The organism is Wolbachia endosymbiont of Rhagoletis cerasi (genome assembly GCF_018454475.1).
GTDB classification, from domain to species: domain Bacteria; phylum Pseudomonadota; class Alphaproteobacteria; order Rickettsiales; family Anaplasmataceae; genus Wolbachia; species Wolbachia pipientis.
In genome coordinates this window covers 133,828-147,711 of sequence record NZ_JADCNC010000009.1, presented here as the reverse complement: position 1 = coordinate 147,711, position 13,884 = coordinate 133,828, and the positions used below count along the sequence as shown (strand labels likewise).

General features: G+C 34.4%; 14 protein-coding genes and 1 tRNA gene. 5 read left to right on the top strand and 10 right to left on the bottom strand.

All coding sequences use genetic code 11. From position 1 onward, the window contains the following. Nucleotides 1-8: 8 nt before the first annotated feature. Nucleotides 9-1,817, bottom strand: coding sequence for a peptidylprolyl isomerase (locus INQ25_RS03080; protein ID WP_213863037.1), 1,809 nt, complete (start codon nt 1,815-1,817; stop codon nt 9-11). 331 nt (nt 1,818-2,148) lie between these two features. Between INQ25_RS03080 and INQ25_RS03075 the strand changes: the two genes are divergently transcribed. Continuing rightward, nucleotides 2,149-2,751 (top strand): cell cycle transcriptional regulator TrcR, encoded by a 603-nt coding sequence (locus INQ25_RS03075; protein WP_010082495.1) that lies wholly within the window; start codon nt 2,149-2,151, stop codon nt 2,749-2,751. Between the two features lie 199 nt (nt 2,752-2,950). Continuing rightward, nucleotides 2,951-4,354 carry a transcription termination factor Rho gene (gene rho, locus INQ25_RS03070; protein ID WP_007549497.1) on the top strand — a complete coding sequence of 468 codons (1,404 nt, stop codon included), beginning with the start codon at nt 2,951-2,953 and terminating at the stop codon, nt 4,352-4,354. A gap of 166 nt (nt 4,355-4,520) precedes the next feature. Here rho and INQ25_RS03065 read toward each other — a convergent pair whose 3' ends face one another. Together INQ25_RS03065 and INQ25_RS03060 are read right to left on the bottom strand one after the other, a co-directional pair. After that, entirely contained in the window at nt 4,521-4,997 is a 477-nt protein-coding gene (locus INQ25_RS03065) for an RDD family protein (RefSeq protein ID WP_006279800.1), read from the bottom strand. Between the two features lie 22 nt (nt 4,998-5,019). Next, nucleotides 5,020-5,535, bottom strand: coding sequence for an RDD family protein (locus tag INQ25_RS03060; protein ID WP_213863036.1), 516 nt, complete (start codon nt 5,533-5,535; stop codon nt 5,020-5,022). Nucleotides 5,536-5,680: 145 nt separating this feature from the next. Between INQ25_RS03060 and icd the strand changes: the two genes are divergently transcribed. Both icd and nth read left to right on the top strand, forming a co-directional pair. After that, complete coding sequence (gene icd / locus INQ25_RS03055) at nt 5,681-7,108, top strand: isocitrate dehydrogenase (protein ID WP_182320693.1); 1,428 nt, start codon at nt 5,681-5,683, stop codon at nt 7,106-7,108. Nucleotides 7,109-7,135: 27 nt separating this feature from the next. After that, nucleotides 7,136-7,774, top strand: coding sequence for an endonuclease III (nth, locus tag INQ25_RS03050; protein WP_006279797.1), 639 nt, complete (start codon nt 7,136-7,138; stop codon nt 7,772-7,774). 117 nt (nt 7,775-7,891) lie between these two features. On the opposite strand, the gene dapE is transcribed toward nth, so the two are convergent. After that, the gene (dapE, locus tag INQ25_RS03045) at nt 7,892-9,088 is read right to left on the bottom strand and encodes a succinyl-diaminopimelate desuccinylase (protein ID WP_213863035.1); all 1,197 of its coding nucleotides are present in this window, start codon (nt 9,086-9,088) and stop codon (nt 7,892-7,894) included. Between the two features lie 42 nt (nt 9,089-9,130). On the opposite strand from dapE, the gene INQ25_RS03040 reads away from it, so the two are divergent. Next, nucleotides 9,131-10,387: an iron-containing alcohol dehydrogenase gene (locus INQ25_RS03040; RefSeq protein ID WP_213863034.1), complete on the top strand. Its 1,257-nt coding sequence runs from the start codon at nt 9,131-9,133 to the stop codon at nt 10,385-10,387. Nucleotides 10,388-10,557: 170 nt separating this feature from the next. On the opposite strand, the gene INQ25_RS03035 is transcribed toward INQ25_RS03040, so the two are convergent. From INQ25_RS03035 to INQ25_RS06730, 6 genes are all read right to left on the bottom strand, one after another. Next, nucleotides 10,558-10,630, bottom strand: a tRNA-Met gene (locus INQ25_RS03035). Then, nucleotides 10,630-11,922, bottom strand: a complete 1,293-nt coding sequence (gene purB, locus INQ25_RS03030; protein WP_213863033.1) for an adenylosuccinate lyase — start codon at nt 11,920-11,922, stop codon at nt 10,630-10,632. Before purB ends, INQ25_RS03035 begins: the two co-directional genes overlap by 1 nt. 106 nt (nt 11,923-12,028) lie before the next feature. After that, entirely contained in the window at nt 12,029-12,262 is a 234-nt protein-coding gene (locus INQ25_RS03025; protein ID WP_213863032.1) for a hypothetical protein, read from the bottom strand. A 6-nt stretch (nt 12,263-12,268) separates the two neighbouring features. Next, entirely contained in the window at nt 12,269-12,823 is a 555-nt protein-coding gene (gene rplI / locus INQ25_RS03020) for a 50S ribosomal protein L9 (RefSeq protein WP_007548891.1), read from the bottom strand. Nucleotides 12,824-12,830: 7 nt separating this feature from the next. Next, nucleotides 12,831-13,106, bottom strand: coding sequence for a 30S ribosomal protein S18 (gene rpsR / locus INQ25_RS03015; protein WP_007548890.1), 276 nt, complete (start codon nt 13,104-13,106; stop codon nt 12,831-12,833). Beyond that, nucleotides 13,106-13,879: a 30S ribosomal protein S6 gene (locus tag INQ25_RS06730; RefSeq protein ID WP_213863031.1), complete on the bottom strand. Its 774-nt coding sequence runs from the start codon at nt 13,877-13,879 to the stop codon at nt 13,106-13,108. Before INQ25_RS06730 ends, rpsR begins: the two co-directional genes overlap by 1 nt. Between the last annotated feature and the right edge of the window lie 5 nt (nt 13,880-13,884).

The window sequence follows — 13,884 nt, the reverse complement described above, 5'->3', positions numbered from 1 at the left end:
ATTTTTGACTATATATCATCAAGTATAGCGTGATTAACTTCGACTTTATACTTTGATTCCAGATAGCTAATTAATTGCTCTTTTAGCGATATCATCACACGTTTTCCAGTGTCAAGCATGTTTAATTTGCCATTTGATGAATGCATTTCTTTTAGAACACCTATTATAATTTCATTATTGTATTGAATAGGATCTGTCACTGAACCAGTTGTTTTCATATTGAAAATCTCTTCTACAAAAGAAAAGGGGTAGTTTTGTTGATCCACTTTATTGCGGTGCATCTGCTGACCTTTAACTAATTCCACACCTTGAATTTCTTCCAAATCTGTTTTTTCTCTTAGTTGAACTGCAACCTCTTGCCCGAATTTAAACATTCTTTCTTTTATAAACTCACTACGCCAAAGCTCTACCGCTAATGCCCTGCCTTCTTCAAAACTTTGTGATTTAGGTGGAACGATATCGATGATTTTTACACTAACAACAGCGTCCCCAACGCCCTTAAAATAACCTTTCTGATCCTTTTCTCGCGAAAAAATGAAAGAAATCAAATCACCAGAATCTCCTACGTTATTACCGCTTTGATCTTTTCCACTCGCATCTACTGGACCAATAGTTTGTATAGGTAAATTATATTCACTCAATATTTCTTCAATTTCTGAACCATTGTATATCTTATAGTTCACTTGGTTTATGAAATCATTGACTCTTTCAAAAGACTTTTGGTTAGTTAGAACTGACTTTATGTCTTTTTTTAAATCAACTAAGTCTTCATCAGAGATTTGATGCGCACTTTCCACTTTTACTATGTGCCAACCAAAACTGCTTGCTAAAACTTCACTTACTTCACCTACTTTAAGAGCAAATACCTTCTCTCTCACGTCTTCTGGTAAAAAATCCTTAGTTATATTATTTACTCTAGTTTCCTCAAGTTTTGCTTTGCCAAACTCTTCTACTATCTGTTCAAAGCTTGTTTTACCCTCCTCAAATGCTCTTCTTGCTGTCTCAGCTTCTTCTTTGGTAGAAAATATTGCATTGAATATATCTCTTTGATTTTTAAGTTCTTGTTGTTCTATTATACCATCAACTTCTTCATCTGAGATCTTGATTTGATCTTCAAAATACTTTTGGCCTAGGGAAATATATTGCGCAGTTCGATACTCAGGATAATAAAAATGGGATTTATTTCTTTCGTACAAATCAAGTAAGGCTTGATCATCTGGTTCAGGAATGTTTGTAACTGCATCTTCAGTTATTTTAACAATATCAACTACTCTAGTTTGGTAGCGACTTTTGTATATCTGCTCATCAATTTTCTCGCCAAAAGTTACTGGATAATTATCTTTAAATAATGAAGTCATGAACATCATTGCAGGCAGGACTTTCTCTAGCTTTGCTATATACTCTTTCTCTGTCATATGCAGGTCATTTAGCGTTTCATAGAATTTATTTTTGTCAAATTCACCTTTATCATTTTGAAAGTATTTGGTGTTTTTAATATGGTTTTTTATAGATTCTTCTCCAACTGTCAACCCCAGCTCACTAGTTAGGTTAAACAATAGTTTTTGCTCTATAAGTGCGTTAAGCAAATCATATTTCAGCTTTTTTACTTGTTCTCTACTCGCATCAGATCCAGAAATTTGTTTTCCATAATTTTGATATAGCGACTTATACTCATCTGACGTTATAACTTCTTTTCCAACCCTAGCTACCTCTTCTTTTTCATCATCACCTGATAAAAGGTTGCCAATTCCCATGAAGATTAACAAGCAAGCTAAAAGGACAACGGTTACTTTAGTGAAAAAATTTTTAACATTCATTTTAAACCCAGTTAATTAATGATTAATTATAGAATAGTGATAATTTAATGCTTGTAAACCTGTTGCTTTATTAGCTAATATATATAATATTACAATATATTAACTTAAAATTTAACTCTCTAATCTTAAATAGGAACATATGTTTAACTGAGTTATACTATACCTTAGGAAGGGGAAATATTTTGTTTGAAATATGCTTAAAGGTAAGCGCATTTAATTAACTTAAGAGGTGGGAAGTGACAAACAAAAAGTTATTGAATGACAAAATTAATGCTTTTTTAGTTTTAATAGTTTATATTTTAGCTCTGTATAACAGTAAGGGATACTTTAAATGGGAGATGCTTTTTTGATGTCAATGGAATCTTCTAAGGGCAATAACGATAGAAATAAACAGTTTCTAGTGCAAATAGCTGCTTGGTTAGTAGACAACACTGGTTTAACTTTTAATCAAATAGCACAATGTTGCAGATTGGCCCTTGAAGAAGTACAAGACATAGCTGATGAGGAAATAGAAGTAGAAAAATATAACCCTATTATTTCTGGAATAATTACTGAAAAAGAAATCGATGATTGCAAAAAAAATCCAAATCGTGTACCAAATTTGATTATAAAAAATATAAAAAAAAGGAGTAAAGCGATTGGTAGCATTCTTGGCTTTGCCTCTACGGCAAGACGTAGAGATAAACCTGATGCGATTTATTATTTAGTAAAAAAATTTCCTATCTTGGACAATAACGTTATAGCTAAATTAATTAGTACAACAAATTACACAGTTGAGCAGGTAAGAGATGGATCTCATCATAACATGCAAAATATAAAACCCCAAGATCCTGTACTACTCGGCTTATGTAGTCAAGAAAATTTAGAAGCAGAAGTGGAAAAAGCAAAAGTAGAAGAGGAGAAGCAAGAAAGGTTAAAAAAATATAAAGAATAGCTATTGAAAATCCTCAAATTTTTGTGTTTTGTTAACATTAAATTAACTTGACTTGCTAGTGTTTATTAGTATAATGTAAGTAAAGTACGGGGTTTAATGATAATTAAGCTTAATACGCACTGAAACTAACTCAGCCTAATTTATTATCTTATAGTCACATTTTAGGTTAGTAAGCATCAATTAAAATTTTTGGAGGATTATGACAACAATCAATGAAGATGTTTTGGCAAAAGGAAAGGTTACAGCTCAACCTGAAAAAAGTGAGCAAATTTACAATAACGATACAGTAAAACAGATGGTCAATGAAGGTACTGAGAAAAACAGAAAAACATTAGATCTGAGCGAATTAAAAGAGAAAACAGCAGAAGAATTGTTAGAGTTAGCTGAAGAAAGAAAAATTTCAACTAACGGTAAAAGCAATGGTAGAATGCTAAAGCAGGAAATAATATTCAGCTTAATGAAAAAAATGAGTGAAGAAGGAGGCATAACCACAGGGAGTGGAATAGTGGAAATATTGCCTGATGGTTTTGGTTTCTTACGTTCAGCAAGTGCAAATTATGCCCCAAGTACCGATGATGTTTATATTTCTAACGGGCAAATAAAGAAGTTTAATTTACGTACAGGAGATATGGCATATGGAGAAATAAGGCCACCTGGTGATAAAGAGAGATATTTTACTTTAACTAAGGTTCAAAGTATAAACTCTACTGAAGTAAGTGAATTAAGAAAGTACGTCCATTTTGATAATTTGCTTCCTCTTTATCCTGAGGAAAGCATAGTACTTGAGTGTAATAATGGTGATGATAAAAAAGGCTTAAGCATGCGTGCTATAGATATAGTAGCTCCTCTTGGAAAAGGGCAAAGAGCGTTAGTAGTTGCTCCACCTCGCACAGGAAAAACTGTATTGCTTCAGCAAATGGCTAACTCTATAGCTATAAATCACCCTGAAGTAGAATTAATAGTGTTACTTATAGATGAAAGACCTGAAGAAGTAACAGATATGATACGTTCTGTAAAAGGTGAGGTAGTAAGTTCTACATTCGATGAGCCTGCTTACCGTCACGTACAGCTTGCTGAAATAGTAATAGAAAAAGCTAAAAGAATGGTTGAGCATAAAAAAGATGTGGTAATTCTACTTGACAATATTACTAGACTTGCACGTGCTTATAATGCGGTTATTCCTTCGTCTGGGAAAGTTCTAACTGGTGGTGTAGATTCAAACGCACTGCAGAGACCAAAACGCTTTTTTGGAGCAGCTCGTAATATTGAGAATGGGGGTTCTTTAACTATAATCGCCACAGCTCTTATAGAGACTGGTTCAAAAATGGATGAAGTTATTTTTGAAGAGTTTAAAGGTACAGGAAATGCTGAGATCATACTTGATAGAAAACTTTCTGATAAACGTATATTTCCAGCTATTGATATTACAAAATCCGGAACAAGGAAGGAAGAGCTATTAGTTGATAAGGCTATACTAAATAAAATATGGGTGGTGCGTAGGATACTCAATCCTATGGGACCCGTTGAAGCAATGGAATTTTTACGTGACAAACTACTTTTAACAAAGAGCAATGCTGACTTTTTTAACTCCATGAATCACTAAAAGTAAGCCAGTTATGATGGATATGCTGAGCAAAAAGTAAAACGCTCTTATAGCTAAAATAATTTGGATTTACCAAAATATATTTATAGTTAAGTTGGCAATTTACCTTAAGTTAGCGCGTGACACTGGAATGACACCCTTGGTGGCAGACAGCTAAAGGAAAATATCAACTAGGTTTATAATCTATCACTACCGTGTTTGCAATTTTGTCATGAAAAGCTTGTTTATGTTCATCACCTACTGCACATACTAAAACTAAGATTAGTATAGCTAAGAATAAAATGGGATTACAAAGTGATATGCAATAAATTATAAAAAGAGCTATAGTCCTTTTCATTGCTTGCATTGTAGTGATTGACTCAAATGTATCTTTGTCTTTTACACGCATGCTAAATAACAAGTGTCCTGGAGTGCCGCCAAATTTTACTAGCATGAATATATGAAATATACATGGTATCATTAAAAATAAAGAAAATACAATCGTGGTGATTACAATTATTGCACCCATGATCCCTTGTATTGCGTGTGTAAGTGAGAAACCCACCGCCATTAAACCAAATGGTATTGCGATAAATAAAATACAATCAACTATAAATGCTAGAGTACGTCTTGTCATCGTTGAGTAGTTTACTTTTTTATCCATGTACTACCTATAAAGAAAAATATCAACTAGGTTTATAGTCTATTACTACTGTTTTTGCAAACCTATCATAGAATGCTTGTTTACGTTGATCAAATACTGCAAACAAAAATAAAATTAGCACAATTAAAAGATATAGAAAAGTATAACCATGATAATGCAGATGAAGCAAAAAGCGAAAAATAATCCAGATGCTTCCCTTAGAAATACATCTTATTGTTGCTTGCATTAGGGTAGCATTTGTAAATGTATTAGCATTTTTAATATGCATACCACACAATAGTTTTCCTGGGGTACCACCAAGTTTTGTTATCATTAATATTTTGAATACTGTTAGTACTAATGTTGAGATCGCTATATAAGCTACAAGTGATATTGTTGTTACTAGTTGTTCAATTTCCTGAACAAAATCTTCATCACTTAATAACATAAATACAACATAGATAAAATCAGGAGAAAATATGAGAAAGTCAAGTACTTCTGCCACAATACGCCTTGCAAACCCTACATAATTTACTTTAACATTTATTTCAGTATTCATAACCCCACCTATATTTCATAATATCATCATATAATATAAAAATACGTTATTAAATAACCGTAAATATACTAATTTGGGTAATATTAGCTACTTGTGTCACTCTATTATTTGAATTAACATTAAATCATTTACAGTTAGGGAAGTTATGTCAACACCAATCACAGTTGCATATGGCGACGGTATCGGACCAGAAATTATGGAAGCGGTGCTGTCGATATTGCACGAAGCAGAAGCGAAAATCTCAATAGATATTATTGAAATAGGTGAGCGTGTTTACAGTAAAGAATGGTCTCACGGAATTTCTCCAAGTGGTTGGGAATCAATTGAAAGGACAAAAATATTATTAAAATCTCCGACAACAACTCCTCAAGGTAAAGGCCACAAAAGCTTAAATGTAGCGCTCAGAAAGAACCTAGGGTTATATGCAAATATCAGACCATGCATTTCATATCATCCTGTTATAGAAAATAAATTCGACAAGTTTGATATCGTAGTAATACGTGAAAATGAAGAGGACGTTTACACCGGAATAGAGCACAGGCTCACTGGTGACTCTTACCAATGCACTAAAATTATTACTAGATCCGGCTCAGAAAAAATATGCAGGTACGCTTTTGAATATGCAAAAAAACATAGTAGAAAGAAGGTAACTTGTCTTACTAAAGATAACATAATGAAAATGACTGACGGAACTTTCCATGCGGCGTTTGATCGTATTGCAAAGGAATACCCGGACATAAAGGCAGAACATTATATAGTCGATATTGGGATGGCACGTGTTGCCACAGAACCGGAGAATTTCGATGTTATAGTAACCGAGAACTTATATGGCGATATATTATCGGACATTGTGGCGCAAACCTCTGGATCTGTTGGACTCGCTGGAAGTAGCAATATAGGTAATGAATATGCAATGTTTGAAGCAGTGCACGGTTCTGCTCCTGATATTGCAGGAAAAAACATAGCTAATCCTTCTGGACTTTTGAATGCTGCAGTGCATATGTTGGTCTACATCAGTCAAGTGAGTACTGCAAAACTAATTTACGATGCATGGCTCAAGACTTTGGAGGATGGAATACATACCGCCGATTTATATAAAGAGAAAAAGAGTAAACAGAAAATTGGTACCAAAGAATTTGCAGAAGCCGTTATAGATAATCTAGGAAAAAAACCGAAAACATTATCTGAGCTTACAGTCGGTAGCAGTACAAATAGCAAAATAAGTGAAATACAAAATAGCTATGAACAGGACTATAAAACCAAAAAGCTAGTAGGTAGTGATATAGCGCTTGCTTGGGACAAATCCAGCAACTTTGACCAAATAGTTAGGTTATTTGAATCGAGTAATCTGCAAATGATAGCAATATACTCAAAAGGTCTTGCGATTTGGCCAGGAAACTCAAAACCTTCAAGTGATCAAATAACCTGTAGGTTTATCGCAAATAATGAAAAGCAAGCTATTACAAATAGTGATGTGAATAACTTGCTAATCAAACTTGAAGAACACAATTTTGACGTGGTTAGAATGGACAAATTGTATTTGTATGATGGGAAAGAGGGGTTCTTTGTTTAAATATTTAAAAGAGGTGTGGTAAATGAAATGGACTCAAAAAAAGTAGAACTAATATTTGAAAAGTTTCAACAATCAAATCCTGCGCCAAAAATAGAGCTAAATTATACCAATCATTTTACGTTACTGGTTGCGATAGTTTTATCAGCGCGGACAACTGATGTAAGCGTTAATAAAATTACAAGAGAACTATTTAATATCGCTGATACGCCAGAAAAAATGCTGAGCTTTGGGCAGAGTGAGCTGAAAAAATGCATAAGCAGTATTGGTTTATATAATTCCAAAGCAAAAAATATAATCGGGCTTAGTAAAATATTGGTAGAACGATACAACAGCAAAGTACCTACTAATTTTGATGATTTGGTGTCTTTGCCTGGAGTGGGGAGAAAGAGCGCTAATGTGTTCTTAAATTCGGGGCTTGGCATTCCAACATTGGCAGTTGATACTCACGTTTTTAGAGTGAGCAATAGAATTGGGCTTGTGAAAGAAAAAGATGTGTTTAAAACAGAGCAATCTCTTTTAAATGTGGTTCCCAAAAAATACCTGCTTTATGCTCATCATTGGCTAGTTTTGCATGGTAGATATGTTTGCAAAGCACAGAAACCTTCGTGTGAAACGTGCATAATTCATGATTTATGTGAATTTGAGTGCAAAAGGTATAAAGTCTAGTATTTCTTCTTTTGTCATCCAAGTAGCTATAGAAACGAAAAAACTTACTTGACACATTTTGCTGGAATGATACAAGTTATTATTCAAACAACAGTTATGCAAGAGATCTGATTACATCTAAGCTAACAATGGACCACTAGATATATTACTAACCACGTTGACCTGATTCAATATTTTATTAGTGGGATTGAAATAATTTTCTATAAATTCCTTATATATAGCTGTTAACTTGTGTATATCGTTTACTAATACGCATTCGTTTATCTGATGTGCAGTTTTATTGATTATACCAAATTCAATCACTGGACAAACATCTTTGATAAATGCAGCGTCAGATGTGCCACCACTTGTGCTCAGCGCAGCATCAATACTGGTAACTTTATTTATTGCATCAAGCATAATATCAGTATTCCTATCGGGAGTAGAGAGGAAAACGTCCCTGCTGCTATGCATAGAAAGCTTATAATCGTTAGTTACACTAGAGCATATTTCATCAATCAGCTTATATAGGTCACCCGGTGTTTGTTCATTGTTATATCGAATGTTAAAACGTGTAGTTGCTGAACCAGGTATTAGATTGCTAGTATTATTTCCAACATCGATAGTAGTAACTTCGCAATGTGAAGGCTGAAAATATTTATTACCACGATCAAAAGTAGTATTTTTTACCTTACTCAATATCGATATTACCTTATATATTGGATTATCTGCTAGGTCTGGATAGGCAACGTGCCCTTGTTTTCCATGGCAAATTAATTCAAATGTTACAGAACCTCTTCTGCCTATTTTTATGGTATCACCTAATTTCTCACTACTGGTTGGTTCAGCAACCACACAGAAATCCACCTTTTTTTGCTTACTTTTCATCCATTCCAAAACTGCCTTTGTTCCATATTCTTCCGTGCTTTCTTCAGCACTGGTAATCAATGCACTTATTGAACCATTGAACTGAAACTTCTCTGCAATCAAATTTACCATAGCAGCAATAAACGCAGCTACTCCGCTTTTCATATCAGCCGCCCCTCTTCCATATAATATACCATCCCTCACTTCTGGATTAAATGGACCAAATGCCCAATCTTTTAACTGACCCGGTGGTACAACATCAACATGCCCAGCAAAGCACAAATTTGGTACTCCATTTATATATTTCGCATAAAGATTTTTAACTTTATCACCAAACTCTAAAATTTCACAATCAAAGCCACTTTTCTTGAAGATTGTTGCTATATGCTCTATTGCCCCGCCGTCCCTTGGTGTTATACTCTCAAAAGAGATCAATTTCTTAGTTAGCTCTACAGGGTCAATTTTCATGTCAACCTTAAAATAATTATATTGCTATATTGTAAACACTCTATGCATTATTTAAAACAAATATTACATCAAGCCCAACAAACTTTTCTAAGGGAAGTAATAACAGATTACCACCTTGCTGATGATATCTATGAAATATGCACACGACACGGAAATGACATCTTTCTAGTTGCAGATGAAAATACAGCAAAACTTTTAAACAAAAACGTATTTAATAAAATTTCTCATTTAATTATTCCAACCCCACCTGCCATTCCAGTGTCACGCGCTGGGATGACATCAGGTAGAGAAATGACACCAAGTAGAGCTGCCTCTCTTGAAACCGTAAATCTAGTGAGAAACAAAGTAAAAGATAGTGACTTAATAGTTGCATTTGGTAGCGGCACCGTTAACGATATCTGCAAATATGCAAGCTACCTCGAGAAAAAAGATTATATATCCTTCCCAACAGCCGCTTCTATGAATGGATATACATCCGCAAATGCTTCAATATTAGTAAATGGATATAAAAAATCGTTCAAAGCACATCTTCCAAGAGCAATATATATAGATATAGACATACTTGCCAATGCACCACTGCGCCTCACATTAAGCGGATTTGCAGATTTCATTTGTCGTTCAACAGTTCAGGCTGACTGGCTACTATCTCATTTGTTGCTTAGCACAGAATACAATGAATTACCTTTTACACTTGTTCACGATTTGGAGCAAATTTTGCTAAGAGAATATACGGCGCTTACTAAAAGAAGTGGAAAAGAGGTCCTATTACTTATGGAAGTTCTACTAATTTCAGGACTTGGAATGGTGATGTCAAAAGGCAGCTATTCTGCAAGCCAAGGAGAGCATATGATAGCTCACGCAATGGAAATGGTAACAAAAGATTATTCCTCACTACATGGTGAAAAAATTGCTGTCACAACGATTACTATGGCTAATTTACAGGAAAAGATATTATCAATACAAAACCCGATTATCAAACCGACCACTTTAGATGTAAAACATATAACTCAGTACTTTGATAATATCGAATTTGTAAGAATTTTTGAACAGAAGCAAATTCTGCAGCAAAAAATCCAAGAGATTATTTGTAAAGAATGGCATAATATTTCTAGTTTCATTAAGCAAAATTTACTACCTGCAAAACACCTGCAAAAAATATTTGAAGATCTATCAATTCCACACTTACCAGAGCACCTCAGTTGGAATAAAGAACAATATTGTAAAGTGGTCGATCTTGCGTTTACAACAAGAGATAGATTCACCTTTCTTGACTTAGCTAACTGCATAGAAGAAAGTTAAGTTTTGTAGTGAAATTCTGTCATTTAAAGAGATCATAGGCCAAAAGCTAAACCCTTTTCACAATCTCTTATCCATTGTCTCTTCACCTGAGTGGATACACAACTCACTCCAAGTAGTTGACACTGGGTTTCACCAATAGCACTATCTTGCTAAACATAGTTTAGTTCGAGTGGCTGAGGAGGGACTCGAACCCCCGACCAAGAGATTATGATCCTCCTGCTCTACCAACTGAGCTACTCAGCCTAATTGAAAACCTTGCTATACATGTGACCTACATGTTTTGTATAGTATTTCAAATCAAACAAAGATTCAAGTTTTTCCGAGTTAATAACCTTAAGTAAGAGTTTATCTTGTTTCAATTCGGCCAGAAAATCACTGTTGTTTTGTTTCACTTTCATTGCATTGCTCTGAACAATTTTATACGCCTCTTCCCTCGCCAAACCACTATTTACTAACTCAAGCAATACACGCTGTGAGAAAACTAAACCTTTTGAAGAATTTAAGTTCTTTTCAATGTTTTCCTTATTGATCACCAATTTATCTATCAAATCTGTTAATCGCACTAAAGCAAAATCCATTGTTATACAAGCATCAGGAGCAATGCATCTTTCCACAGACGAGTGTGATATATCACGTTCGTGCCACAATGCAACATTTTCTAACGCAGGAAAAACATAACTGCGTATTAAACGTGAGAGTCCAGTCAGATTTTCACTTAAAATAGGATTACATTTGTGTGGCATAGCAGAGCTTCCCTTCTGCCCAGTGGAAAAATGCTCAGAAATTTCGCCGATTTCAGTTCTTTGCAAATGACGAATTTCAATTGCAATATTTTCTATTGAGCTTGCAATCACTCCCAAAACTGAAAAGAACATGGCATGTCTATCACGAGGAATGACTTGAGATGATATGGTTTCAGGTATGAGTCCCATTTCTTTCGCTACATACTCTTCAACAAACGGATCAACATTTGCAAAATTACCTACTGCACCTGATATTTTACAAATTGAGATCTCTTTTTGCGCGCTAATTAATCTCTGATAATTGCGTTTAAATTCAGCATAAAATCTAGCAAATTTTAATCCAAGAGTTGTTGGTTCTGCATGCATTCCATGACTGCGCCCAACACAAACAATATCTTTATAGTCCTCAGCTTTTTTTTTCAATGCTGCAAGTAAATTTTTTAGATTCTCGAGTAAAATATCACATGACTTTTTCAACTGCACCGCAAGGCATGTATCCAAAACGTCAGAACTTGTCATTCCATAGTGTAGATGCCGAACATCAACTCCCGCTTTTTCAGCAATATATGTCAGAAAAGCTATAACATCATGTTTTACAATGGATTCAATTTCGTTGATACATTCAACATCAAATTCAATAGCACCAGAGAGGTTCTCAGCAACATTATTCGGAATCACTCCTAACTCTGCTTGAGCTTCACACACTAATTTTTCTATTTTAAGCCATATATTAAACTTGTTGCTCTCTTCCCAAATCTCAGACATCTCTTTTCGGCTATAACGAGGAATCATTAGATGACCCCCGTCTTATCTTCGAACATGCTAGATCCCAGTGTCACGCACTGGAATAACACCAGCTTAGCCATGGCAGAAATTTCTTTACGGCTATAGCGGGGAATCATTTTTGATTTATTCCAATAATGGTGTCATTCCAGTGCGTGACACTGGAATCCAGATATAAAAGTATTTGCAAATTATTCAATGGACAACGGATTCTAGAAGCATAAAATAATGTCCATGATGAAATAAACTGGATTCCAGTGTCACGCACTGGAATGACATGAGAGGAGCACTGGGATGACACCAGCTTAGCCATGGCAGACATTTCTTTTCGGCTATAACAAGGGATCATCTTTGATCAGCTATCATCACCATCAGCAGCTTCTTTATTCGCATCTTGCTCTGCCTCTTGTTGCTCAGACTTCTGATTTTGCAATTTTACTTGCCTTAGCTCATTTGCATCTGTTTCGGATTTCACGACGTATATAGTAATTGGTACTACTACTTCACTATGTAATTCTACGTTTACTTGGTATTCACCCAAGTTTTTGATGCTTATTCCACCAAAAGATAAACTACGGTGATCTATCACATGTCCTTCTTGTAGTAAAATTTTCGCAATTTCACGTGTTGTTACAGAACCAAAAATTTTACCATCCTCTGAAGCTTGCTTTATTAATACCACAAACTTATCATGTAGTGACAACGCAAGCTCTTTTGCTACATTTAATCTTTTTATATTCTCTTCTTCCAGTAATAAACGTTGCTCCTCTAGCTTTGTTAAATTTTCCTTGGTAGCTTTCACCGCTTTTCTTTGTGGAAAAAGAAAATTACGTGCATAACCTGGTTTAACTTTGACAACTTCACCAAGCTTACCTAAAGTCCTTATATTTTCCTTTAAAATTATCAACATAAATTACCTAAACTTTTTTAGTACAGTAAGGAATAAGAGCTAAAAAACGTGCCCTTATGATCGCTAAGCGTAACTTCCTTTGTTTTTTTGCACATACGCCTGTTAATCTTCTAGGTAATATCCTACCATAGTCAGAGGTAAACTTGGATAATAAATCTATATTCTTATAATCTATGTCTTCATCTTTAGACGCAGCAAGAGGGCAAACTTTAGAACGCCTAAAGCCAGTCCTATTATTTACAGATACGTAAGAATTATTAAAACTATTTCGTCTTTTCATCATTATGCGCTTTGCTCCTCAATTTGTTTATTCATCATATGAGATTTACCTTCAAAAATTTTATCAACCTGCACAGGAAAGTGGCGAATAACGTTCTCATTAAGTTTCATTCTACGCATAAATTCATCCAGAATGCTTGCAGTAGAACTTATGCACATTATACAATAATGACCGCTCTTCATTTTATTTTTGTGATATGCAAAATCCAAAAGACCCCAATGTTCATACTTGATTAATCCTGATGCTTCAATGTTTTTCAAAAGCATTTCCAACGCTTTGCTCGATTGAGTTGGACCGTTTATTCTAAAATCTTTCAAAATATCTTGAAAAATCTTTATTAGATGTTCTGAAATATTTCTCTTCAAAGCATTTACTGCGTTATGGATAAACGCACTTTTAGTACTGCCTCCTAGAAATTTTGTAAAATCTTGCGTTATTCCTAAATCTTTTAGGTCATCTTTCAACTCTTTATCGATTTTTGACTTCACTTCTTTCAAATTTGAAAGATCTTCTTCTAATTCAACCCATAAAATTTTTGTAAGATCTTCCAAGAAATCAGAGTAAGCAACTAGACCTTCTTTAATGTTTTCAGCACGCACTTCTAACTCTTGTGTTGTAAGCTTGTCATTTCCTTTTTTCAGAATATCCCTGATTTGCTGGAACATAACATCTGCTTTAATATTTTTCAATGAAATAGCTAGCTCTTGGACCATCTCCTCTACTTCTTGCTGTAATAATCCTTGTTGTGTTATAAAAGTAAATTCATAAAGATTCACTATAT